At 61.4% G+C, this 23,639-nt stretch carries 22 protein-coding genes, 3 tRNA genes and 1 pseudogene; 17 read left to right on the forward strand and 9 right to left on the reverse strand.

Annotated features, from left to right (window positions below; all coding sequences use genetic code 11):
- Positions 1–3 precede the first annotated feature (3 nt).
- The 5 genes from MAIT1_RS17825 to ccmI form a co-directional block, all read right to left on the reverse strand.
- Complete coding sequence (locus tag MAIT1_RS17825; protein WP_241893500.1) at positions 4–1,683, reverse strand: ribonuclease J; 1,680 nt, start codon at positions 1,681–1,683, stop codon at positions 4–6.
- 81 nt (positions 1,684–1,764) lie between these two features.
- A complete protein-coding gene (gene tatC, locus MAIT1_RS17830; protein ID WP_085444893.1) occupies positions 1,765–2,532 on the reverse strand; it encodes a twin-arginine translocase subunit TatC in 768 nt (255 codons plus the stop codon).
- A gap of 17 nt (positions 2,533–2,549) precedes the next feature.
- A complete protein-coding gene (tatB, locus tag MAIT1_RS17835; RefSeq protein ID WP_085444894.1) occupies positions 2,550–2,981 on the reverse strand; it encodes a Sec-independent protein translocase protein TatB in 432 nt (143 codons plus the stop codon).
- A 53-nt stretch (positions 2,982–3,034) separates the two neighbouring features.
- The gene (gene tatA / locus MAIT1_RS17840) at positions 3,035–3,241 is read right to left on the reverse strand and encodes a twin-arginine translocase TatA/TatE family subunit (RefSeq protein ID WP_085444895.1); all 207 of its coding nucleotides are present in this window, start codon (positions 3,239–3,241) and stop codon (positions 3,035–3,037) included.
- 180 nt (positions 3,242–3,421) lie between these two features.
- Positions 3,422–4,465 (reverse strand): c-type cytochrome biogenesis protein CcmI, encoded by a 1,044-nt coding sequence (gene ccmI / locus MAIT1_RS17845; RefSeq protein ID WP_143814917.1) that lies wholly within the window; start codon positions 4,463–4,465, stop codon positions 3,422–3,424.
- 373 nt (positions 4,466–4,838) lie between these two features.
- On the opposite strand from ccmI, the gene MAIT1_RS17850 reads away from it, so the two are divergent.
- From MAIT1_RS17850 to mutM, 4 genes and pseudogenes are all read left to right on the forward strand, one after another.
- Entirely contained in the window at positions 4,839–6,911 is a 2,073-nt protein-coding gene (locus MAIT1_RS17850; RefSeq protein WP_085444897.1) for a hypothetical protein, read from the forward strand.
- A 71-nt stretch (positions 6,912–6,982) separates the two neighbouring features.
- A pseudogene (locus MAIT1_RS22595) lies at positions 6,983–7,681 on the forward strand (glycosyltransferase family 2 protein); the annotation flags it as partial.
- 21 nt (positions 7,682–7,702) lie between these two features.
- Positions 7,703–8,101 (forward strand): GtrA family protein, encoded by a 399-nt coding sequence (locus MAIT1_RS22600; protein ID WP_349678500.1) that lies wholly within the window; start codon positions 7,703–7,705, stop codon positions 8,099–8,101.
- Between the two features lie 11 nt (positions 8,102–8,112).
- A complete protein-coding gene (mutM, locus tag MAIT1_RS17860) occupies positions 8,113–8,937 on the forward strand; it encodes a bifunctional DNA-formamidopyrimidine glycosylase/DNA-(apurinic or apyrimidinic site) lyase (protein ID WP_085444899.1) in 825 nt (274 codons plus the stop codon).
- Here mutM and MAIT1_RS17865 read toward each other — a convergent pair.
- Positions 8,934–9,893 (reverse strand): homoserine kinase, encoded by a 960-nt coding sequence (locus MAIT1_RS17865; RefSeq protein ID WP_085444923.1) that lies wholly within the window; start codon positions 9,891–9,893, stop codon positions 8,934–8,936. The two genes, mutM and MAIT1_RS17865, sit on opposite strands and share 4 nt — an antisense overlap.
- Before the next feature lie 124 nt (positions 9,894–10,017).
- On the opposite strand from MAIT1_RS17865, the gene MAIT1_RS17870 reads away from it, so the two are divergent.
- The 5 genes from MAIT1_RS17870 to MAIT1_RS17890 all read left to right on the forward strand — a co-directional run bounded on the left by MAIT1_RS17870 (position 10,018) and on the right by MAIT1_RS17890 (position 14,877).
- Positions 10,018–10,641 carry a UbiX family flavin prenyltransferase gene (locus MAIT1_RS17870; protein WP_085446207.1) on the forward strand — a complete coding sequence of 208 codons (624 nt, stop codon included), beginning with the start codon at positions 10,018–10,020 and terminating at the stop codon, positions 10,639–10,641.
- 162 nt (positions 10,642–10,803) lie between these two features.
- Positions 10,804–11,799 carry a ubiquinone anaerobic biosynthesis protein UbiU gene (gene ubiU / locus MAIT1_RS17875; protein ID WP_414673650.1) on the forward strand — a complete coding sequence of 332 codons (996 nt, stop codon included), beginning with the start codon at positions 10,804–10,806 and terminating at the stop codon, positions 11,797–11,799.
- Positions 11,799–12,728 (forward strand): U32 family peptidase, encoded by a 930-nt coding sequence (locus MAIT1_RS17880; protein ID WP_085444968.1) that lies wholly within the window; start codon positions 11,799–11,801, stop codon positions 12,726–12,728. The genes ubiU and MAIT1_RS17880 overlap by 1 nt, the downstream gene beginning before the upstream one ends.
- Before the next feature lie 193 nt (positions 12,729–12,921).
- Positions 12,922–13,188, forward strand: a complete 267-nt coding sequence (locus MAIT1_RS17885) for an accessory factor UbiK family protein (protein WP_085444969.1) — start codon at positions 12,922–12,924, stop codon at positions 13,186–13,188.
- Between the two features lie 258 nt (positions 13,189–13,446).
- Positions 13,447–14,877: an aldehyde dehydrogenase family protein gene (locus tag MAIT1_RS17890; protein WP_085444970.1), complete on the forward strand. Its 1,431-nt coding sequence runs from the start codon at positions 13,447–13,449 to the stop codon at positions 14,875–14,877.
- Positions 14,878–15,704: 827 nt separating this feature from the next.
- Here MAIT1_RS17890 and MAIT1_RS17900 read toward each other — a convergent pair.
- Positions 15,705–16,688 carry an IS3 family transposase gene (locus MAIT1_RS17900; protein ID WP_198947840.1) on the reverse strand — a complete coding sequence of 328 codons (984 nt, stop codon included), beginning with the start codon at positions 16,686–16,688 and terminating at the stop codon, positions 15,705–15,707.
- Between the two features lie 11 nt (positions 16,689–16,699).
- The gene (locus MAIT1_RS17905) at positions 16,700–17,002 is read right to left on the reverse strand and encodes a transposase (RefSeq protein WP_085440078.1); all 303 of its coding nucleotides are present in this window, start codon (positions 17,000–17,002) and stop codon (positions 16,700–16,702) included.
- A gap of 95 nt (positions 17,003–17,097) precedes the next feature.
- On the opposite strand from MAIT1_RS17905, the gene MAIT1_RS17910 reads away from it, so the two are divergent.
- Positions 17,098–17,964 carry an ankyrin repeat domain-containing protein gene (locus tag MAIT1_RS17910; protein WP_085444992.1) on the forward strand — a complete coding sequence of 289 codons (867 nt, stop codon included), beginning with the start codon at positions 17,098–17,100 and terminating at the stop codon, positions 17,962–17,964.
- A gap of 18 nt (positions 17,965–17,982) precedes the next feature.
- Here MAIT1_RS17910 and MAIT1_RS21910 read toward each other — a convergent pair whose 3' ends face one another.
- Complete coding sequence (locus tag MAIT1_RS21910) at positions 17,983–18,714, reverse strand: sulfite exporter TauE/SafE family protein (RefSeq protein WP_158089601.1); 732 nt, start codon at positions 18,712–18,714, stop codon at positions 17,983–17,985.
- Between the two features lie 102 nt (positions 18,715–18,816).
- Between MAIT1_RS21910 and MAIT1_RS21915 the strand changes: the two genes are divergently transcribed.
- The 7 genes from MAIT1_RS21915 (at position 18,817) to tuf (ending at position 23,638) form a co-directional block, all read left to right on the forward strand.
- Entirely contained in the window at positions 18,817–19,752 is a 936-nt protein-coding gene (locus tag MAIT1_RS21915) for a hypothetical protein (RefSeq protein WP_158089602.1), read from the forward strand.
- A 4-nt stretch (positions 19,753–19,756) separates the two neighbouring features.
- Entirely contained in the window at positions 19,757–21,286 is a 1,530-nt protein-coding gene (locus MAIT1_RS17920) for a YifB family Mg chelatase-like AAA ATPase (RefSeq protein ID WP_085445019.1), read from the forward strand.
- A 100-nt stretch (positions 21,287–21,386) separates the two neighbouring features.
- A complete protein-coding gene (locus MAIT1_RS17925) occupies positions 21,387–21,938 on the forward strand; it encodes a helix-turn-helix transcriptional regulator (RefSeq protein ID WP_085445070.1) in 552 nt (183 codons plus the stop codon).
- Between the two features lie 98 nt (positions 21,939–22,036).
- Positions 22,037–22,121, forward strand: a tRNA-Tyr gene (locus tag MAIT1_RS17930).
- 55 nt (positions 22,122–22,176) lie between these two features.
- Positions 22,177–22,250: transfer RNA gene (locus MAIT1_RS17935), tRNA-Gly, on the forward strand.
- Positions 22,251–22,297: 47 nt separating this feature from the next.
- Positions 22,298–22,372, forward strand: a tRNA-Thr gene (locus MAIT1_RS17940).
- 75 nt (positions 22,373–22,447) lie between these two features.
- Positions 22,448–23,638 carry an elongation factor Tu gene (gene tuf / locus MAIT1_RS17945; protein ID WP_085445103.1) on the forward strand — a complete coding sequence of 397 codons (1,191 nt, stop codon included), beginning with the start codon at positions 22,448–22,450 and terminating at the stop codon, positions 23,636–23,638.
- The last annotated feature ends 1 nt before the right edge of the window (position 23,639 follow it).

Here is a 23,639-nt window from a genome sequence, read left to right on the forward strand (position 1 = left end):
GATCTACATCTCCATTACCAATGGCAGCACGACGGGTCGGCGACCCAGACGCTTCTTGAAGAAGCGGCGGAGCGCACGCACAGCCAAATCGTTGGCGGTGGCCTGTTCGTCGTCGCTGAAGTCCATGCCTCTTGGCCCCAGTTCGAGGGCCTGCTCCACTGCAATCCGGGCGTCTTCGAGGAGCTCTTGGCTCTCGTCCTCATGCACCACGCCACGGGTCAGTAGTTCAGGCCTATCAAGAAGCTTGCCGGAATCCTTCTCCACCACCAAAATAACCGTCACCAAGCCATATTCAGAAAGATGCCGCCGGTCGCGCAGCACGATATCCCCCACATCGCCCACCCCTTTGCCATCCACGAACACCCGCCCATGGGGGACAGGTTCGCCCAAGCCGAAGCCCGTCTGATCCAGAATCACGCGGTCGCCATTGAGCGCCACCGTGGTGTTTTCGGCGGGGATGCCCATCTGCAGCGCCAATTGACGATGGCGGTGCAGGTGGTGCGGTTCGCCATGCATGGGCATGAAGAAGCGCGGACGGGTGAGCGCCAGCATCAGCTTCAGATCCTCCTCCGAGGCGTGGCCGGAGACGTGGATATCTTTATAGTCCTTCTCGTGGATCACCTCGGCGCCGTCCTGGAACAGTTGGTTGATCAAGGTCCAGATGGCGCGCTCGTTACCGGGGATGAACTTGGAGGAGAAGATCACCATATCGCCCGCCAGCACGCGGATGTCGCGATGCTCGCCCTGGGCGATGCGCACCAGGGAGGAGTTGGGTTCGCCCTGGCTGCCGGTGGAGACCACCACCAGATTGCTGCGCTGATGCTGGTCAAACTTCTTCACCGGCACCAGATCGGCGTCGCTGACCTGGATGAAGCCCAACTCGCGGGCTACCTGCACATTGGCCTCCATCGAGCGGCCATTGAGAATGACCTTACGGCCACACGCTTTGGCGGCGTCGATGATCTGCTGGATGCGTTGAATATTGGAGGCGAAGGTGACCGCCACCACCAACCCTTCGGCGCGTTCGATCAATTCGCGCAGGCGCGGACCGACGATGCGCTCCGGGCGCGAGGCGCCGGGACGGGTGACGTTGGTGGAGTCCGACAACAGGCACAGCACGCCCTCTTCGCCCAGCTTGGCGAAGCTGTAGAGGTCGGTGGGGCGGCCATCCACAGGCGTGTAGTCGAATTTGAAGTCGCCGGTATGCACCACCACGCCGATGGGCAGGCGAATGGCCAGCGCCGAGGCGTCGACGATGGAGTGGGTCACCGGAATAAAGGCGATGTTGAACGGCCCGCACTGGAACGGCTGACGATGTTGCACCTGGATGGTGGGTGGTTCGATGCGGTGTTCGCGGAATTTGCGTCCCAGCAGCCCCAGCGTGAATGCGGTGGCGTAGATGGTGACGGGGATCTCCGGCCAGATGTAGGGCAGGGCGCCGATGTGGTCTTCATGGCCGTGAGTGAGGACGATGCCGATGACGTCGTCGCGGCGCTGGCGCAGGTAGTCGATGTCGGGGATGATGACGTCGACGCCGGGGGTGTCCGGGGTGGGGAAGGTGAGGCCGCAGTCGACGACAAGAATCTTGCCGTCGAACTCATAGGCCATCAGGTTCATGCCGATCTCCCCCAGGCCTCCCAGGGGAATGATGTGGAGGGATTGGGCGTTATCGACGTCGGACACGGACGGTTCCTTTCGCGTCCCGCTGCCGGGCGCGACGCACAGCCGCGTCGGACGGATGGGGACAGGCTGGCGCGGATTCGCTCAGTCGGCGGCCTCGGCGGCCTCTTCGGCCTCCTTCAAGGCGCGCTTTCTCTCAATGCGACGACCCGCAAGAATGGAAAATTCATACATGCTTAAAAGCGGGATCGCCAACATCACCTGGGTGAAGGGGTCCGGCGGCGTGAGCACCGCCGCCACCACAAAGGCGATCACGATATTGTATTTGCGTTTCTCCGCCAGGGTTTTGGTGGAGATGATGCCGGCGCGGATCATGAGCAGCAGACCCACCGGCAGTTCAAAGGCGATGCCGAAGGCGAACACCAGCTTGGTCACCAGGCTGAGGTATTCGTTGACCTTGGGCATCAACTGGATGTCGCTGGTCTCAAAGCTGTGGAAGAACTTGAACGCCAGCGGCATGACGAACTCATAGGCCAGCGCGCCGCCCACAAAGAACAGGATCGGCGTGGCGATGAGGAACGGCAGCGTCGCTTTGCGCTCGTGGGCGTACAGACCGGGGGCCACAAACAGCCACAGTTGGGTGAACACCACCGGCAGCGCAAGGAAGGTCCCGGCCAAAAAGGAGAGCTTCAAGTAGGTGAAGAACGCCTCTTGCGGAGCGGTGAAGATCATCTTCACGTCGGGACCCAGCACTCCGCGCAGCGGCAGTGTGAGGAATTTGTACAGATCCTCGGAGAAGCCGTAGCAGGCCAGAAAGCCGATCATGATGGCCGCCACCGACTTCATCAGCCGCGAGCGCAGCTCGATGAGGTGGTCCATCAGGGGGGCTTTGTCGTCGGTTCCCAAAGTCATATCGCGGTCTTGGCTGCTCAGGTGGGCGAGGATTTGGCGTCGGTTTCAGACGCAGGCGCTGCAGAGGTCGCCTCGGGCTTGCTTGGGGTCTGCGACTCCGAAGGCGCTGCGGCGGATGGCGTCGCGGGTTTGGCTTTGTCCGCTGCAGGCGGCTGTGGCTTGGCTTCGCGCCACTCATCGGCGTCGCCGCCCCAGATGGCGTCATCGTCATCATCATCGTGCTCATCATCATTGAGATGATCGATTGACGCGTGTGATGAGGGAGAGGAGCGGCGCGGCTCGGAGAGCTCTTCCAGGTCGATGCTGTTGCGAACCTCGTTGGCCATGCGCTGCACCTGGCGCAGCACGCGCGCCAAACCCCGCGCCACTTCGGGCAGCTGCTTGGGGCCGATGACCACCAGCGCCACCACTGTGATGATAAAGATTTCGCTCCAGCCCATGCCAAACATGGCCGCTTACCCCGTCAAATCAGAAACCGATGCCGCAAAAACCACAGTGGGGCTCAGGCCTTTTTCTCGCTATCGGACGAGCTTTCGCCTTCGATGGTCTTGGGCTTGTCCGCAGGCGCGTCGGGCTCATCCATGGCTTTTTTGAAGCTGTTGACGCCGCGGCCCAAATCGCCCATCACTTTGGGCAGTTTGCCCGCGCCAAAGATCACCAAAACGATTACCAGCAGAATCAGCAGCTCAGGAACGCCAATGCCAAACATGCGGTCTCTCCTTCAGTGGTCGTCACGCTCTGCGCGTCGACCAGTCGATTCAATCCCAGAGGCCCAGCGCCAGGGGCTGGGCTCAATACTCAACGCTTGCGCCGTATCGGCGACCACCGCCTATTACCGACGGTTGATCAAAAATACGCCTCTGCATGCAAGCGCGACAGTATCACACGCTTATGGCTTTTGACGCAAGCCATCAAGGGCCTGCTGCACGCGATCCCGGTTGGGGTGGTCCGCAGGCATCAGCTCCAGCAGCTTGTTCCAGCGGTTGGCGGCCAGATCCTCATCGCCAGCCTGGCTGGCGATCACCCCCAGATACCACCACGCCTCATAGCGCTCAGGGTTGCTCTCCACCAGATGCTTGAGCAGCGTCTCGCCCAACTGGCGCTGTTGCGCGTCATCGGAGAGCGCCTGTAGCGCGCCCAGGCTCAAAGCGGCTTCCAGGTTGTCCGGTTTGCGGGTCAGAATGTGGGTGTAGGCGTCGATGGCGCGCGACTCCAGACCAAAGTTCTGGCACTCGTCGGCGAAGGCCAACCAAGCTTCCACATCATCCGGGGTTTTCTGCAACTCGGCGGCGATCTCATTGAGCTGCTTGAGGGCGCCGTCCAGCGCCGCGCGCGCCTTCTCTTCCATACCCATGCGCTGATAGGAGCGGATCAGCATCGCCCACCCCTGCATGTCGCTGGGGTCTTCGGCCATGCGCGCCGCCAGTCCCGCCACCATCTTCTGAATGTCCGGGGTGAAGCCGCCGGCTTGGCCCATGCCCGACCCCATGCCGGCCGGGGTCTGGGCGGCGACTTTATCCGGGTCCACCGGCGCGCCCAGCATGATGTAGAGTCCGGCGCTCACCGCCACCGTCAGCGTGGCCACGCTCACCGCCATGGCGCGGTCGGCAATGGAGAGAGAACCGTTGCTCTTGTCTGGCGCAGCGGTTTGTTTGGGCGCGGCGTCCAGGCGCGCCAGGGCGTCGGCCAATTCGGTTTCCAACCCTGCGCGCGCTTCGGCGGCGTCAGCGGCGTCCAGCGCCTGGGCGGCCACATCCACCTCCAGCTCCTTGATCTGGCGGATGAGCAGGTCGCGGCGCTCTTCCAACTCTATGCGCGGATTGCCCTCCAGCCCCACCGGCAGCGGCGCATTGCCGTTGCGTCGCAAGAGCGGCCACAGGGTCAGAAGCAGAGCAGTCGCCAGAACACCCGGTAAAAACCACAGCCATGCCATGTTGGTTATCCCATCTTGATTTACGATATGCGCGCTGGCGTCCAGCGCGCTCACTGTGGCCCCGATCGGCCAACCAAGTCAATCGCCGCGCGGTCACTTGCCCGGCGCGCGGGGTCTCGTTTACACTCTGCGCTTTGGCGTCAGATTCGTGTTCTCTCTCTGATGGCGTCCTGTGGGCGTCACAGGCCGGGCATCCGCCGTTTCGCTCACGAATCAGAGGGCGCGGAGAGAGGAAAACGCAGCGGGTTTTGAATCTGATGAAGCCTCGCAGTGTTTCCTATTTCGCACAGGAGCGCAACAGCTTGCCGCGCTCCCTGGTCCCACAGCGTCCAAAGCGGCGCACACGGCGCGCGTGCGCGAAGGTCACAGGACCATGATCAAGCCGCAAGCGGCCTTTCCCTACGGGTGGATTTTTCTGGCGTGCGTCGGCGTGGTCGCCGTGTTCGCTGTATACGGCACCCATGATATCGAGGAGATGAACTCCTCAATGTTGGCCACGCAACTGTTCGCACAGATGTGGCGCGCCGACCAACTCTCCTGGTGGACCACCCTCATGGGCTTTGGCGCGCCGCTGCCGCTGACCCAGTCGCAACACTTCCATCCCGCTTTTGCCGCGCTGCCGTATCTGGGTGCGCGCGCCTGGCTCAATCTGTTCTATCTGACGGCGCTGTTTATCGGCGGCGTTGGCGTCTATCTGATCCTGCGCCACGTGGGAGCCGCAGCGCGATTCGCCACCCTTGCCGCCGTCTCTTTCCTCTACTCCTCGGCTATTGTCGAATACGCCTTCTGGGACTTCTGGCCCACCCATGTGGCCATGATCACCTTCGCCCCCTATGTGATCCTGGGCATCACCGGCTTGGCGGGGGCGCAAACACAGCGAAACCGGCTGTTCTGGACCCTGTTTCTGGGCGCGGCGTCGGGACTGTTCGTCCTCAACGGCCATTTCGGGGTCATCCCGCAATTCACCGTGGGTTTCCTGCTCTACGCTGTGGCGGTGAGCGGGCGCAATGGACAAACCTACCGCTGGCTGGTGGTCGCCGCAGTGCTGGGCGCGCTCATCGGCGCGGCCCATGTGTGGGCGCTGCTGAGCGAATACGCCATTTTCGACCAATACGGCGACGTAGTGGCGCGCAGCGTGAAGGATCCGCTGCCGTTGGGGCTGCACCAGATTCTCACCGTTGTGCGTTTTCTGCTCAATATCCATCTGCATCCCGATGGCTTCATCTTCTTCCAATTTGATCAGCGCTATCGCTTGATCTTCTTCGGCGCGCCGCTGGCGCTGCTGGCGATGACGGCGTTGGTTTGGCGCGGCGCACCTCATGCTCAACGTTTCGCGTGGCTGTTTCTGGCGGCCTGTGTGGCGATTTTCACCCCGTCCGATGGCGTGGTGGTCTCCTCGCCGCTGCACAGCCGCGATCTGGCGGTGCTGTTTGGCTGTTTGGCCGGCGGCGCTCTGCTGCACCATTGGGCGGCGCGCGGAACCCTGAGCGAGCGCTGGGTTCGCGTCATCATCGGTCTGCAACTGGCGGCGTTGGCGGCAGCGTTTCTGCCCACGCCGTGGGCCCTCAGCCGGGGCGCTGAAGATGTGGTCACGCTGCGGGAGTTGGAGCGGGATTCGACGTTGGATGCGGCGTTGTGGCGCGCCACGGCGGAGCGACCCGGCATGCGCATCGCCTTGGATGGCGAACTGGAGGCGTGGCTGCGCGGCAATCAGGATATTTTGGCGCAATCCTCCCTCATGACCATCAGTTTTCCCGAGCGCCAGCGCGCGCTGGCCACGGGGTCCTTGAAAGGGGGAAGCCTCTCCCTGTTCGACGCGTCGCCCAGCTTTCCGTATGGGACTATCGGTTTCGATGAGGGGGAGGCGCAGGACGCCGACCTATTGGCGTTTTACGCCATCGACGTGCTGGCGGCGTTGGACGGCGCGCCAGTGGCGCCGACGTTGACTCTGCTCGACCGGGTGACGGTGGCCGACCGTGTGGTGGCGATCTACCGCAATACAGCGACGCAGTTGGCGTTTTTCAGCGACGATGCGCAGTGGGATCAGCCGTTGCCGGTGAAGCCCGGATGCGCCCATGACCGATTGATGTGTCGCAACTATACGCAGGCGATGAGGCATCGTCAGGCGGCCCCGGTGACGTCGGAATTCAACCCGTCGCAATACCGTTTGCGTTTTGCCGCCGCCGAGGCTCCGCGTCAGTTGGTGGTGGCGACCCCCGCCCGCGACGGCTGGCGCGTGGTGGATCAAACCGGCTCGCCATTGGCGACGCAACCCGTCTATGGCGGTCTGCTCGGCATCCAGGTTCCCGCCGGGACGACCCAGGCCAATCTGGTCTACAAACCCACCGTGATCATTGCATTAACCACGCTCTCGGCATCCCTGTTGGTTGCGTTGGCGGCATTGTTGATTATGATGGCGTGGCGACGCAGTCGCGCCGAGAGCTGAACGCGCCCCCCCAAAGCCGGAACCAATGGATGGTCTGGCGACGATGAAACTGACTCTTTATGAGGCTCCGCATGTCGGACAAATCGACCCTGAGCATTGTGATCCCCTGCTACAACGAAGAGGCGACGCTGGCCCGCTGCGTGGATCGGGTGTTGGCCATCGCCAATGAGGACACCGCGTTGGAGTTGGTGATCGTCAATGACGCCTCCAAGGATCGCAGTCTTGAGATCGCCCACCAACTGGCCGCCAAGGATGCGCGCATTCGCGTGTTCAATCATGAGGTCAATCAGGGTAAGGGTGCGGCCCTGCGCACTGGCTTTCAACAGGCCACTGGCGACTACGTGGCGGTGCAGGACGCCGACTTGGAGTATGATCCGCGCGATCTGCTGCGACTGCTCGGTCCCTTGCGTGAGGGCGATGCGGACGTGGTGCTGGGCTCGCGCTACCTCTCCGGCGGTCAGCATCGGGTGCTCTACTTCTGGCACACCATGGGCAACAAGCTGCTGACCCTGCTCTCCAACATGTTCACCGATCTCTACCTGACCGACATGGAGACCTGCTACAAGGTGTTCAAGCGGGAGGTGATCCAGTCCATCGATATCGAGGAGGACCGCTTCGGATTTGAGCCGGAGGTGGTGGCCAAAGTGGCCCAGCGCCGACTGCGGGTGCATGAGATGGGCATCTCCTACAATGGGCGCACCTACGAAGAGGGCAAGAAGATCGGTATGCGCGACGGCTTCCGCGCGCTCTACTGCATCATGCGCTACAACGCGCACAATGCGCCCATCTTCATGCAGTTTCTGGTCTATCTGTTCATCGGCGGCACGGCGGCGATCTTCAATCTGCTGCTGTTCCTGCTGCTCTATCAGGGCTTCAATGTGGAGGCGCTGTTGGCCGCGCCCATCGCCTTCTTCTCGGCGGCGGCGGTGAACTATCGCCTGTGCGTGTGGGTGCTGTTCCAGAAGAACGCCAAGTGGAGCACCGGCACGGAGCTGGCCATCTATCTGGCGGTGGTGTGCGGGGTGGCGCTGGTGGATGCGGGGGTCACTCAAGGGTTGCTCATGGCCGGCGCCGGGGCCATGGCCGCCAAGTTGTGGGCCACGGGGATCGGTTTGGTGCTGAACTTCCTGGGCCGCCGGTTTTTTGTGTTTCCCGAGCCCAAGCGCGGGCCCTGGAACCCCTCCGCCTGACCCTGACGCCGATGCCGGAGCTGCCGGAAGTCGAAACCACCCGCCGCGGGCTTGACCCCCATGTGAGCGGGCGGCGGGTGACGTCGATAATCGTGCGACAGCCGCAATTGCGTTGGCCGATTCCCGTTGCGGCGCTAGAGGGTGAAGCGGTGGGGCGCGCCACGGTGGATCTGACCCGCCGCGCCAAATATCTGCTGTGGCGGCTGGAGTCCGGCTGCATGATTCTGCATCTGGGCATGTCCGGCTCCCTGCGCATTATCGATCCCGCCGAGCCGCCCGCCGCCCATGATCATGTGGACATTGTGCTGGATTCGGGGCGCGCTGTGCGTCTGAACGATCCGCGTCGGTTTGGCGCGCTGCTGTGGGTCGCCGCCGGGGACGATCCTCACGCCCATGCGCTATTGGCGGCGCTGGGGCCGGAGCCGCTGGATGACGTCTTCACCGGGGCCTATCTGCACGCGCGCTGCGCTGGACGTAAATCCCCCATCAAGAATCTGATCATGGCGCAGGAGAATGTGGTGGGGGTGGGGAATATCTACGCCTCCGAGGCGCTGTTCCGCGCCCGCATTCTGCCCCATCGCGCCGCCGGGCGGGTGAGTCGCGCCGCCTGTGACCGTCTGGTCGCCGCCATCAAGCAGGTGCTGGCGGAAGCCATTGAGCAGGGCGGCACCACGTTGCGGGACTTTCTGCAAACCGACGGCAAGCCCGGCTATTTCGTGCAGAAGCTCAACGTCTATGGGCGCGACGGCGCCGCCTGCCCGGTGTGCGAAACCCCCATCCGCAGCCGCGTCATCGGTCAGCGCAACAGCTTCTACTGCCCCCGCTGCCAGCATTAATCCAACGGGTGGGCGATATCGTGCTCACGGTGATAGCGCAGGATGCGGATGTAGGTCTCCGGCGGCTTGACGGTGACCTGATGCCCCGTGCGCGGGAACATCTCGTCGTGCAGGCGCGAGAGGGCGAAGCGTAGCGCCGCCGCCTGAAGCGCCGGGCGCAGCAGGCGCCGCTCCACCGGCGGCAGGGGGCGGGTGGCCTGATAGCTGGCCACCATGCGCGCCAGCCGTTTGGCGTCCGGGGTTCCCACCTCATCGAAGCACCAGGCGTTGAGCGCTATGGCCAGGTCGTAGACAAAGCGCTCGTCGCAGGCGTAGTGAAAGTCGATTACGCCGACCAGACGTTCGCCGTCGAACAGCGCGTTGTCGGGGAACAGGTCGGCGTGGCAGCAGCCGCGCGGGGCGTCCACGGCGAACAGCTCTTGCTGCGCGCTCTCCAGCGCGGAACGCAACAGCATCAGCAGGTCGGGATCCTCCTGTTGCAGACGCGGGGTCATGCGCGCCAGCATGCCGCCCCAGCGGTTGGGGCCATGGGGATTGTTGCGCTGCTGGCGAAAGCTCTCGGCGCAGCGATGCATCTGCGCCAGCCAGCCGCCGATCTGCGCCGCCTGCGCCGCGTTGGGGGTCTCATGCGAACGACCGGGCAGGCAGGTGACCAGCAGGGTGGGGCGCTGCGCCAAGCGGTGGATCGCCTCGCCGTCGATATCGCAAATCGGCAGGGGACAAGGCAGGCCGCGCAGCGCCAAGTGGCTCATTAGCGCCACCAGATAGCGCAACTCTTCATCCTCTTCAGCGGTCTCAATCAGGGTGAGGATGTAGTCGCCCCGTTCTGTCGACAGGCGATAGTTGCTATTGGTCAGCCCCTCGGTGATCCCCTGCAGCTGACGCATCGCGCCGATGGCGAAACGCGGCAGCCACTCGTTCAGATCGGCGCTCTTCACCAGGGTGTAAACAGACATGGCGCTTCCCTTTTTTCCTGATCAGCGTAAACAGAATGCGTACCCGATCCCCACTACCCACTGCTTGATTGCGCGCGATTGGCCTTTTCCCGGCTGGCGCGCGCTCATGTGTAAGGATGGTATCATGTTGTCTCGACGCGCAGAACGCAATCTCCCCCCCATCACCGTGGCCATGACCGGCGCTTCCGGCTCCGTCTATGGCCTGCGATTGGTGGAGTGTCTGCTGGAAGCCGGTCGACGGGTGGACCTCACCTTCACTCTGGCCGCCGAGAGCGTGCTGGAGCAGGAGTGCGGTCTGGAGTGGCGCGAGGAGGATCCCGAGTTGCGCCGCACCATCGAGGAGTACTTCAGCGACGACGACAATCTGCGCCACTACTCGCGCATGGATTGGATGGCCCCCATGGCCTCCGGTTCGTCGGTCAAACGCCCCATGGTGGTCTGCCCCTGCTCCATGGGCACCCTGGCGGCCATCGCCCATGGCTTGGCCGATAACCTCATCGAACGCGCCGCCGACGTCGCCATCAAGGAGCAGCGCCCTTTGATTGTGGTGCCGCGGGAAACCCCGTTGTCGCAGATCCACCTGGAGAACATGCTCAAACTGGCGCAGATGGGCGTCACCATTCTCCCGGCCATGCCCGGCTTCTACAACAAACCGGCGCAAGTGGAGGAGATGGTGGACTTTGTGGTGGCTCGCATTCTCGACCGGTTGGGGGTGGAGCACCAACTGGTGGATCGCTGGGGCGAATGATCCGCATTGGCGGCAATTGACCCAACCGGCGATATGGGGTACCAAAGAGGGCTCGGTTTGATCCCTTTGCTGCGCCGTTGAACCTTTTATCCGCGTTGCGCTCCAACCATCAAACCCGCTGACACTCTCTCCTACCGACGGATGACGCGACCCATGAAAAAAGTGGAGGTTCTCGCGCCGGCCGGCAATCTGCCCTCGCTGCGCGCAGCGGTGGACAACGGCGCCGATGCGGTCTATCTGGGCTTTCGCAACGCCACCAACGCACGCAACTTCGAAGGGCTGAACTTCAGCGACGAAGAGGCCGCGCAGGGCATTGAGTACGCGCACAAGCGCGGCGCCAAGGTCAATGTGGTGCTCAACACCTACCCGCAGGTCAACGACCCGAGCGAGTGGTATCGCACCGTGGATCTGGCCCATGAGCTGGGCGCCGACGCCATCATTATGGCCAATCTGGCGCTGCTCAAATACGCCGCCGACCGCTACCCCGATCTGCATCTGCACCTCTCGGTGCAGGCCTCGGCCAGCAACTACGAGGCGATCAATTTCTACAAGAAGCACTTCAACATCACCCGTGTGGTGCTACCCCGCGTACTCACCGTGCCGGAGATCAAACACCTCAAGGAGCACACCGACGTGGAGCTGGAGGTGTTCGCCTATGGCGGTCTGTGCGTGATGGCCGAAGGGCGCTGCTATCTCTCCTCCTATGTGACTGGCGCTTCGCCCAATATCGAGGGGGTCTGCTCGCCGGCGCGCCACGTCAAATTTGAAAACCAGGGGCCGAAGCTGCAGACCCGCTTGAACGAAGTGCTCATCGCCGAGTACGACGAGGGCGAAGAGGCGGCTTATCCCACCATCTGCAAAGGGCGCTTTGAGGCCAACGATCACGTCTACCATGTGATGGAGGAGCCCAGCTCCCTGAACATCATGGAGATGCTGCCGGAGGTGATCGAAGCGGGCGCCTGCAGCCTCAAGATCGAAGGGCGCCAGCGCACCAAATCCTATGTGGCCACGGTGACCAAAACCATGCGTCAGGCGGTGGACGCCTACTACGCCAACCCCGAGCGCTTCCGCGCCAAAGGGGCGTGGCTGCGCACCTTGAATCAAACCTCGGAAGGCAAGACCCACACGTTGGGCGTTTATCAGGAGCAGTGGTCGTAATGCGTCTCTCCATCGGACCGGTTCTGTTTGACTGGGGCAAAAAGGGGTTCCAGGATTTCTACAAGCGCATGGCGTTCGACACCCCCGCCGACATCCTCTATATCGGCGAGGTGGTCTGCTCCAAACGCTTCAATCTCAGCCCCGACGAGATGGGCAAGTTGGCCGAAGAGCTGAAAGCCTCGGGCAAGGAGATCGTCTTCTCCACCATGGGGCTGGTGATGAGCGAGGCGGAGCTGGACGATATGCGCCGCATCGTCGCCATCGCCGCCGATCTGGGTCTCAAGGTGGAAGCCAACGATATGGCCGCCTACTCGGTGCTGGATGGCGCCCCCAGCGTGGCCGGGCCCCATGTGACCACCTACAATCCAGAGACGATGGATTTTATCGCCTCAGTAGGCTCGCAGCGGGTGGTGTTCCCGGTGGAGCTCTGTTTTGACGACGTGCGCGGCATCATCTCCGGGGCGACGCAGAAGCCGGAGTGTGAACTGTTCGCCTATGGCAAGTTGCCGCTCACCTTTTCGGCGCGTTGCTACACCTCGCGGGCGTTCAACCTGCCCAAGAGCAACTGTCAGTACAAGTGCGGCGAGTATCCTGACGGCATGGTGATGCGCACCCAGGAGGCCAAGCCCTTCCTCACCATCAACGGCATTCAGACCATGTCCGACCGCCTGTTCAATGTCATTGAACAGGCTGATCAACTGGCCGATGGCGGCATTGATATCGTGCGCCTGTCGCCTCAGAGTCAGCATATGGGCGAGGTGGCGCAGGTGTGGCGCGATCGCCTGGATGGCAAGCTGGGCGGCGCCGAGGCTTTGGCGCGGTTGACCGAACTCAACGGCGGGCAGGCGTTCTGCAACGGCTACTTCCTGGGTCGCGCCGGGCTCGATTTCGTCGATGCGGCCATGCTGCAGGCGGAACAACTCGCCTGAGTCCGGGCCGCGCGGCGCGGCCTGGGAATCGCACACATTTGAATCGCTTGGCTTGACCGCGTACAATCGCAGGGCCGAGACCGCGTACTGAACACGTGCGTTCAAGCCAGTCCGGCCACCGCCTGACTGGCTTTTGCGTTTTATATCCCCCGCGCGCAGCGTGCGCGCAGGTCGACCATCACGGAGAGCATCCATGCAACTGGACAACAACATCATCGACCGCATCACCCAGAATCTGCTGGGGGTGGCGGAAATGGCCGGGCAGACCCGTGAAGAGGCGATCCGCAAAGTGCGCGAAGTGGTGCGCGAAGGGATCGAACACTTCGACCTGGTGACCCGGGATGAATTCGACGTCGCCCAGCGCATGCTCGGCAACGCCCGCATGCAATTGGATGCGATGGAGAAGCGCGTGTCCCAGTTGGAGGCGGCGCTCAAAGAGCAGGTGGGCGACGAGGAGTGAGGTTGCGCAATCTTCCTGGTCATTGTGGAAGAGAAAAGATATTGGGCCTCCGGCCCAAACCCGGCCAGGGCGTTGCCCTGGACCCACGAGGGCGCCGCCCTCGACCCGCTGGGGGCAGCGGCCCCCAGACCCCGGCAAAGCCGGCCATAAATGTCCGACTTTGCCACCTGTCCAGAATTGTGCTGGCTTGATCTGGCGTGCGTGACCTCATCCCGAAGAGGTTCGCGCGTCGGATGAACGCGATGTAAGGAGCGAACCATGAGGAAAGCCTACCTGGCCGGAGAGTGGATCGATACCGGCAAAACCCTGGACGTGCACAACCCATACGACGGTTCCGTGGTCGAGCAGGTGGCCCAGTGCGGCCCCAATGAGATCGATCGCGCCCTGGACGCCGCTGTCGCCTCGCTGGAAGAGACGCGGCGCATGGAGCCCTATCAACGCGCCGAGGCCCTGTCTTACGTGCGTGACGGGTTGCGCAAACGCGCCGAAGAGTTCGCCGTAGCGCTGAGTCAGGAGAACGGCAAAACCCTGGCCGAATCCCGTCTGGAAGTGGCGCGCACCGCCGCCACCTTCGATGTCGCCGTAGGCGAGGCCACCCGTGTGTATGGCGAAGCCTACGACCTGGGAATCAACGCCATGGGCGCCGGTCGGCGCTGCATCGTGCGTCACTACCCGGTGGGGGTGGTCTCCGCCATTGCGCCGTTCAACTTCCCCATGAATCTGGCCGCCCATAAGATCGCCCCGGCCATGGCTGTGGGCTGTCCAGTGGTGCTCAAGCCCGCCTCCATGACTCCGGTTACGGCGCTGATGATGGCCGAACTGATTGAGAAATCCGGCTGGCCCAAGGGGGCGTTCTCGGTGCTGCCGTGCAACCGTGCGGCGGGTCAGATGTTGGTGGAGGATGAGCGCATCAAGCTGCTCTCCTTCACCGGCTCGCCGGAGGTGGGTTGGAAGATGAAAGCCTCCGCCGGCACCAAAAAAGTGGTTCTGGAGCTGGGCGGCAACGCCGGATTGATCATCGACAACAGCGTTACCGATTGGGATTGGCTGATCTCCCGCGCGGTGTTGGGGGCGTTCTATCAGTGTGGCCAGGTGTGCATCTCGGTGCAGCGCATCTTCGTGCATCAGGATGTGATGGGCGAGTTCCGCGCCCGTTTCAAGAAGGCCGCCGAGGCGCTCAAATCCGGCGATCCGCTGGATGAGAACACCACGCTGGGGCCCATCATCGACAGCGCCAACCGCGAACGGCTGCAAACGTGGGTCAAAGAGGCGCTGGAGCAGGGCGCGGAGTTGGTCTCCGGCAACACCGTGGCCCGTGGCGGGCAGGGCAACAATATGACCGCCACCATTCTCGAAGAGGTGGATCCCTCCTGTCGCGTCAACACCGAAGAGGCGTTCGGCCCGGTGGTGACCTTGACCCCGGTGGCCTCCATGGAGGAGGCGTTCCAGATGGTCAACGACTCCAAATTCGGTTTGCAGTGCGGCGTGTTCACCCAGGATTTCAACACGGTGATGCGGGCGTTGGATGTGCTGGAGGTGGGCGGGGTGATTCATAATGACGTGCCCAGCTTCCGTGTGGACAACATGCCCTATGGCGGCGTGAAGGATTCCGGGTTGGGCCGTGAGGGGGTGAAGTACGCCATGAAGGACATGCTCGAAGAGCGGGTGCTGGTGTATCAGGTGAAGTAAAAAAGTGAAAATGTGTGCGTGACCAAGCGCGCGCTGGCGCTGACTATTGGCCTCCGGCCAGCCGGAGGCGGGATTCTTAAGGGGCTTCGCCCCTTAAGCGGGTGTGGGCGGAGCCCACGGTTTGGCTGTTGGGAGCTCGAGGGCGCAGCCCTCGAGCTCCCATGTTCACCGTCGAAATTTTTATTCATTTTTAACTGACCAGCATATGGATGCGTAGATGAGGTCATCTCTGTGACTCTTTGTATTACAATACTTATTCATATTAATTGTTTCTTGTCCTCTTCAAGCTGATGAGAAAGTTGAGAACGCTTCGCGCTTGCCGGTTTTGCAACAAGCGATGGATTCGATTTCCAGAATCCCGCTCAGTGAGGCTGTGCAGAGCTTGAGAGAGATGGATGCGCAATCGTTAGCGGTATTGGCTGGGAAGAGGGGGGAGTATGGTCTCTATTCCATTGGGCGAGGCTACTCCAATAGCGGTGGGATAGGGAATGTGATCTGTAATGAACACGCTCGCAGAACAGGGTTGGTGGCGCTGAGAGAGTCAAGAGGATGCGTGGTTTTCGGCGGGGCGATAGGAGAATATCACGACGCTTTGGACGCATTTGCTAATCGATATAATGCTGCGGTGGTCTCTTTGCCCGATTACCCGTATCAAGATATTTGCCATGTCATAACCGAACTGGATCGGGAGCGAATAGAGCGCATACGCTCTGAGTATAAAAGGCATCGCATTGGCGATGTTGAATATGATGAGACACGATTCAACGTCAAGGCCACAGTGTGCTGGTTCAGCGGAAACATGACAACCGTCTAAACCAAAATATCAGTTAGCTGTTCGCCTTTTCAGCCATTTTTTGGGATGGCTGAAAAGACTGCTTTTGGTGCGTCGTCCGACGCCGTTCTCTGGCCGCCTCAAGCTTTTCATCTCGTTCGGCCAGGATCTGCACATGCCGCCCTTCCAGGCGATCCTGTGGGGTGACGTAGTCGATGGCGCTATGGAGCCGCCGGGTGTTGTAATGCTCGACGTACTTTCCCACAACCCGTTGGGCATCTTCCAGCGATAATGGCGTCTGAGGCCGAATGCACTCACGCTTCAAACTACCGTGAAAACGCTCCAGCTTTCCGTTGCTCTGCGGATAGTAAGGCGAAGTCCTCACATGCGTCATGCCGGATTCCCGGATGAACGCCTTAAAATCGTTGGCAACGAACTGCGGCCCATTGTCTGAGATCAGCCGCGGCTTAGCTTCCGGATAGGCCTCCTGAGCTCGGAGCAGGACCACTTCAACCTCATCTTCCTTCATCGACTCACGAATCTCCCAGTGGAGGATAAACCTGCTACATCCATCCAGGACACTGCACAGATAGTAGAACGTCCCCTGGATATTCAGATAGGAGATGTCCACATGCCAGTGTTTATGCGGTTCCGAAGGCTGTTTGAACCCTGTGCCCTTCTGCGAGGGCGGTGGGCTCCAACGACGCATCAGCCCGGCAGTTCTGAGCACACGCAGCACTGAAGAGGGGCTGACCGCCACCACGCCTGCATCCAGCATCATGTAGGTCAGGCGCCGATAGCCCTCTGACGGATGTTCATGGAAAAAGGCGACAATCGCTTCCCTTTCCCAATCGTCCAGCCAAAAATCTCGGGGAATACGGCCATTGTGGTCGTTAACCATTCCATAGCGCTTGCGCCATGAATAGAACTTGCCCCTTTGCACGCCTATCCAGTTGATAATTCGGCTCGTGTCGATTTCGCTCTTGTCTGACCAAAACGCCACGAAATCCACCACCGAATCCCGTATGTCCGGCTCCACCCAGCAGCCGTTCAGCTCACCCCAAGACTTTTTTTTAGCGCAACATGCGCCTCAAGAAGCTCGGACATAACTTCATTTTTGGTTGCCAACTTCGCTTCTAGTTCGGCAATCTGTCGGTCACAAGCCTTTTGGCCGCGTTTGTCAGACAAGGCCGCTTCGCCGTTCTCAAACAAAGCCTTTTGCCAGCGATAGTACTGGCTGGGCTGAATGCCCGCCTCGTCGCACAGATCCGAGAGAACCACCTTCTCGACCAGGTGACGGCGCACATAGCCTACCTTCTGCTCAGCCGTAAATCTCCGCTTCTTCCGTTCCATACAAACCTCCGCTCAATATCTCTACATTATGAACGATTGGTTTGTCATTTTCCATCTGAACCGAAACAACAGGAGCGGCCTGGGAGAAGGGCAGTTTGCATCATGCCGTGCGTTTTGGTCATGAGCAGGCCGTGAGGAATTTTTTGGCGCAGGGCGCGGGTTTGGAATCCGAAGACCCCTTTGGCAAAACGCCTCTGATGTGGGCTGCGCAAAGAGATCAGTTGACGATGGTTAAGCTGTTGCTCGCCAATGGCGCCAAAGTGAGCACCCTCTCTTCGCGCGGCGTGACCGCTTTGGACTGGGCATCGCAGGCAGGTCACGTTGAAATTGTGAAAGCGTTATTAGAAACTGGCGCCAATCCAAATACCCCAAGCCGGGACCTGGAGAATCCTCAAACCCCTTTAAAAAGAGCCGTGCGATCCGGGCATCAATTGGTCGTCGAGACTTTGCTCCGCTATGGAGCGCGTACAGACCTTCCTGCCGAGCGTGGTCATGGGTTTCTCCCCCCTCTGATTTTGGCGGTTGTGTCTGGGAATCTTCCTATTGCAGAAATGTTGCTGGCTCACGGTGCGGATCCTAACGAAGTCAGCGCAGGGCAACGCTCCACAAGCAGAGTGAAAATAACGCCTCTGTATGCTGCAATTTTTACGCATCAGGTTGAGATGACGCGGCTGTTGCTGGCGCATGGAGCAAACCCGGATCAGCAGCAGCTTGAAGACCCTCTGTATTGGGCCGTTATGCACAAGTGGGTTCGGGATCCCTTTTGTCAGTCTATAGAAGGGGTGACTCGGGTAAAATTTGGCGATGCAACGGCCCTTGCTATGGCGCGTCTTTTCCGCAATCCATACATCGTCTATCTGCTGGCGCAGTACTCCAAAACCACCGTGCCGCCGGAGGAGATGAAAGCGCCGCCAAATCCCATGCCTGAGGAGAGATTTCCCTATTGTCAGCAGGTGAACTAGGTGAGGGGAGGCAAGCCTCTAGGCGCTTCTGAGCAGCAAGTTGGCGCCCAGAATCAGCAGCATGCCCAACACCGCCTGCCGGAATCGCTGTTCCGACAGGCGCGCGCGAATCTTCCCGCCCAGCGCCAAGCCGATCAACGCAGGCGGCACTGCCCACACGGAGAGAATCGCCAACTCCCGCCCCATATAGTTGTGGGCGGTGAGCGCCGCACCCATGACGATGGCCAGCAGTCCGAACAGCAGCGCCAACGCTTGCACGAACGCCTCCTTGCCCAACCCCATCGCTTGCAGGTAGGGCGCGCTGGGGAAGATCGCCGCTCCGGCCAGCCCGGTGGCGGCGCCGGTGAGCGCGCCCATCAGCGGATTCAACCAGGGGATGTAGCGTTCGGCCACGCGCCAGTGGGGCGCGGTGAGGGTGATCAGCGCATGCACGCACAGAAGAACGCCTAACAGGCGCAGCAGTAGGGCGCTGTCGATGGCCCCGCGCGCGGCGATAGCCAGCCAGGTCATGATCATCGCCAGCGTCAGGAAAGGCCAAAGTTTGCGTAATAGTGTGCGCAGATAGCCGCCCGCCAGCGCCTGCCACAGATTGGTCACCAGCGAGGGGAGGGCGATGATGGCCATGGCGCTCTCCATGGGCATGCGCAGCGCCAGAATCGCCAACGAGAAAATCGGCAACCCCATGCCGGTGGCGCCCTTGATGACGCCAGCGGCCAGAAACGTGATGAGGATCAGCAGTGCGGTTTCCATGGGCGGAATCCTGTGGGCGGGCGCGTGAGCGGCTTTGCGCCGGGCGGGCGTTTCCTTTATGGTTTGATCCTTTCCCACCGCCACGTCAATACGGGATGCATCATGGCCGAAACGCCCCGCATACTGCGCGACATGAAGCCCAAGCTCTACATGGCCTTCATCGTCAGCGCCACGCTGATCACCTTCAACGTCTTTATCGAGCGCATCTATGCCGGCTCGTGGGACGGTTTGCCGCACCTGTTTCTGGACTATTTCAAGTGGACCGCCATCGGCGCTATCGTGGCGTTGGGGTTGGCGCGATGGGGCAAGAACCCACGCCTGTTCCTGCCGCTGGCGCTCACCTTCGGTTGGGCGTGGTTCTTCTTCCTGAATATGGAAGAGGCGTTTTTCAAGCCCGACCAGGTGGCGACGGCCGCGGGGACGCCGCGCTACTATGTGCTCAATGATGCGGATCGTCAGACCGTAAGCGGCATTCGGCCCTATCTGGACGCCTTTCCCCAACGGGTTGATGCCCTGATGGCGGCTCTGGAGCCTAAGGAGTTGCAGGCACCGCCGCCGTTGCGCGGCTCCGATAGCGATGCGCTGAAGCGCTACCGCGATGTGGTGCAAGACACTGCGGCGCGCGCCGAGCAGAACGCCAAGCTGGTGCGCGGCCCGTGGCGCGATGAGGAGTTGACCCTGTTCCGCGAGCAGGCGCAGCAGGTTACTGGCAGCGAGGCCGAGGCCAAAGAGTTGACCGAGCGCTTCGCCATCGCGCGGGAGCCGCTCTACGATACCGTCGGCGATTTGCTGGATATTCGCGCCGAGATGCAGCGTCAACGCGCCCAGCAGTTGGGGTGGTTGATCGACCACTTTGGCGAATATGGTTTCCTGGAGAATGGCGCCATCCATATTCCCGATCCGGCGATGCAGAAAAAGATTGAAGAGAATGACCGGCTGGTGAGCGACCTGTTGGGGCGCTTTCGCGTGACCATGGCGCGCTATCTTCTGGTGAGCAAAAGCTGGGCGGTTCCCGCCCGCGGCGCCTTGGGGGGGTGAGCGGATGCTGGCGCGGGTCAACACCATCGCCCTGGAGGGGGTGCGGGCCAGAGCAGTGGAGGTCGAAGTCGATCTGGCCAGCGGTCTGCCGACTTTGAGCATCGTCGGCATGCCGGAGACCGCCGTGCGCGAGGCCAAGGATCGGGTGCGCGCCGCTCTGGCCAACTCCGGCTTTCAAGTGCCCGCCAAACGCGTGACCATCAATCTGGCCCCGGCGGATCTGCCCAAAGTGGGCAGCGGCTACGATCTGCCCATGGCGCTGGGACTCTTGGCGGCCATGGACGTCATCCCCATGCCGGCCCTGAGTGGGCGCATCATCGTCGGCGAGTTGGCCCTGGATGGGCGCGTCAAGCCAGCCAATGGCTGTCTGCCAGCGGCGTTGCTGGCGCGGGAGTTGGGCTGTGAAGAGGTGATCATCCCCGCCAGCAATGCGCCGGAGAGCGCGTTGGCCGAGGGCGTGCGCGCCATCGGCGCACAAACGCTGATGGAGGTGGTGGCGCATCTGCGCGGCGATGACACGCTGACGCCGCATCCGCCCATCGATCTGGATCTGGACCCCACGCAACAAGAGGGGGTGGTGGACCTCATCGAGGTCAAAGGCCAGGAGAGCGCCAAACGCGCCTTGGAGATCTGTGCGGCGGGCGGCCATAATCTGATCATGACCGGGCCGCCAGGCTCGGGGAAAACCCTGCTGGCGCGCTGTCTGCCCGGTATCTTGCCAGCGCTCTCTATTGAGGAGTCGCTGGATGTCACCGCCGTCTACTCGGTCGCCGGACGCTTGACTCGCGAGCGCCCTCTGGTTCGCGCGCGGCCGTTTCGTTCGCCGCACCATACCGCTTCGCAGGTGGCGCTTGTCGGCGGGGGCGGCGTGCCCAAGCCTGGCGAAGTGAGTCTGGCCCACCGTGGAGTGCTGTTTCTGGACGAGATCCCGGAGTTCAATCGCAACGCCTTGGAGGTGTTGCGCGAGCCGTTGGAGTCCGGCGACGTCACCGTCTCCCGCGCGGCGCGTTCGGTGCGCTTCCCCGCTCGCTTTCAGTTGGTGGCGGCCTGCAACCCCTGTCCATGCGGTTATCTGGGAGATGGCCAGAAGGCGTGCGTCTGCTCCGCGCCACAGGTGGAACGCTATCGCAGTAAACTCTCCGGCCCGCTGCTGGATCGCATCGATCTTCACGTTCAAGCCCCTGCAGTGCCGTTCGAGACCTTGGCGGGACTGCCCAGCGGCGAACCCAGCGCAACGGTGCGCGCTCGCGTCACCGCTGCGCGGGTTCGACAACAGGCGCGCCAAGGCGGCGCAATTCTCAATGCGCATCTGAGCGGCTCGCAACTGGATGCGTCTGTGGCGCTGGATGGTGCCGGGCGCGATCTGTTGGCGCTGGCGAGCCGCAAATTGGGCTTTTCGGCGCGCGGCTTCCATCGTATTCTCCGGGTCGCGCGCACGGTGGCGGACCTGGATGGAGCCGACAACGTCAGTGTGGGGCATCTGTCCGAAGCGATTCAACTGCGCCAGGGCTTTGTCCAGGACGCCCCGGCATAAAGCGCAATGCGGATGAGAACAAATCCTGTACACGTCCGACAAAAGTGACATATCATCATTTTTGTTTGTGTAGCAACATTCGGGCTGACGGGAGGTTCGTGTGGTCAACAATCTTGCGGGCACGCGAATTCGCGCAATTCGCGCGTCGCGAAAACTCACTCAACAAAATTTGGCTGACCTAGCCAATATTCCCCGCGCCACCTTGGCGACGGTGGAGAAGGATGACGCCAACCCCTCATTGGCGGTGGTCTATAAAATCGCCAAGGCGCTGGGCGTCTCCATCGATGAGCTGGTGGTGACGGATCACGAGCGGATTCAATTGGTGGATAGCGAGCAGATGCGCTGGACCGAATCGCAAGATGGGCTCTATCGCGCGTTGACCATCTCTCCGCCCAACGATCATCGCTTTTCGCAACAGATCTTCACCCTCCAACCTGGAGCGCGCTATGAGGGCCGACCGCACCCGCCAGGCAGTGAAGAGTATCTGCATATTCTCAAGGGCGAAGTGGTGCTGGAGATCTCCGGCGAGGCCAAAGTGCTGGAGGAGGGGGACTCGGCGCGCTTCAAGGGCAATGTGCGGCATAACTACGTCAACGCCTCCAGCTCTTTGGCGCAGGGGATCGTGAGCATTTTGGAGAAGTGTAAAAAATAGATTGCATGACTCACAGTTGGGAAAAAAATGACGGCTTCGCAAAAATGCCGTTGACTTAAAAGCGCGATAGGTTTATCAATTGCGTCTCTTGAAAATGTGGAGGGGTTCCCGAGTGGTCAAAGGGAGCAGACTGTAAATCTGCCGGCTCAGCCTTCGAAGGTTCGAATCCTTCCCCCTCCACCATTTTTAAGAATCATGCGGAAGAAAATTTAAGCACACAGACGTCAGAAACCGTGACGCGGGTGTAGTTTAATGGTAGAACGTCAGCCTTCCAAGCTGATCACGGGGGTTCGATTCCCCTCACCCGCTCCAGTTTTGGCGGGGCAGGGGTAACGCCCAGTCATAGATTTTGGTATTCCGCCCACGTAGCTCAGGGGTAGAGCACTTCCTTGGTAAGGAAGAGGTCACCGGTTCAATCCCGGTCGTGGGCTCCATTCTTTAAATCACGTACGATCTGCGCATAGGGTTTTCGCCTGGCGCTGGAATGAACTGATCTTGGAGAGAACGGCATGGCCAAGGAAAAGTTTGAACGCAACAAACCGCACGTAAACGTCGGCACCATCGGCCACGTTGACCATGGTAAGACCACGTTGACCGCCGCCATCACCAAGACCATGGCGGATGCGGGTCGCGCGGAATTCAAGGCCTATGACGAGATTGACGGCGCGCCGGAAGAGCGTGAGCGCGGCATCACCATCTCCACCGCCCACGTGGAGTATGAGACTGAGAATCGTCACTACGCCCACGTGGACTGCCCGGGTCACGCGGACTACATCAAGAACATGATCACCGGCGCGGCGCAGATGGATGGCGCGATTCTGGTGGTGAGCGCGGCCGACGGCCCCATGCCGCAGACCCGTGAGCACATCCTGCTGGCGCGTCAGGTTGGCGTGCCCGCCCTGGTGGTGTTCATGAACAAAGTCGATCAGGTCGACGACCCCGAGCTGCTGGAGCTGGTGGAGATGGAGATTCGTGAACTCCTCTCCGATTACGAATTCCCCGGCGACGACATTCCGGTGGTGCAGGGCTCGGCTCTGAAAGCCCTGGAAGGCGAAGACAGCGAGATCGGCATCCAGGCGATCAACAAGCTGATGGCGGAAGTGGATGCCTACATCCCTGAGCCTGAGCGTCCGCTGGACAAGTCGTTCCTGATGCCCATCGAAGACGTGTTCACCATCTCCGGCCGCGGCACCGTGGTGACCGGTCGTGTTGAGCGCGGCATCATCAAGGTTGGCGAATCCATTGAGATCGTGGGTCTGCGCGACACCCAGACCACCACCTGCACCGGCGTTGAGATGTTCCGCAAGCTGCTGGATCAGGGGCAGGCTGGCGACAACGTGGGCGTGCTGCTGCGCGGCACCAAGCGTGAAGACGTGCAGCGCGGTCAGGTTCTGGCGAAGCCGGGCTCGATCACCCCGCACACCAAGTTCAAGGCGGAGTGCTACATCCTGAACAAGGAAGAGGGCGGTCGTCACACCCCGTTCTTCAGCAACTACCGTCCGCAGTTCTACTTCCGCACCACCGACGTCACCGGCACCCTGAAGCTGCCCGAGGGCACCGAGATGGTGATGCCCGGCGATAATGTGACGTTGGAAGTTGAACTGATCGGCCCCATCGCCATGGAGCAGGGTCTGCGCTTTGCCATCCGCGAAGGCGGCCGCACCGTCGGCGCTGGCGTCGTCGCTGAAGTCATCGAGTAAG

This window comes from Magnetofaba australis IT-1, assembly GCF_002109495.1.
Lineage (GTDB): Bacteria > Pseudomonadota > Magnetococcia > Magnetococcales > Magnetococcaceae > Magnetofaba > Magnetofaba australis.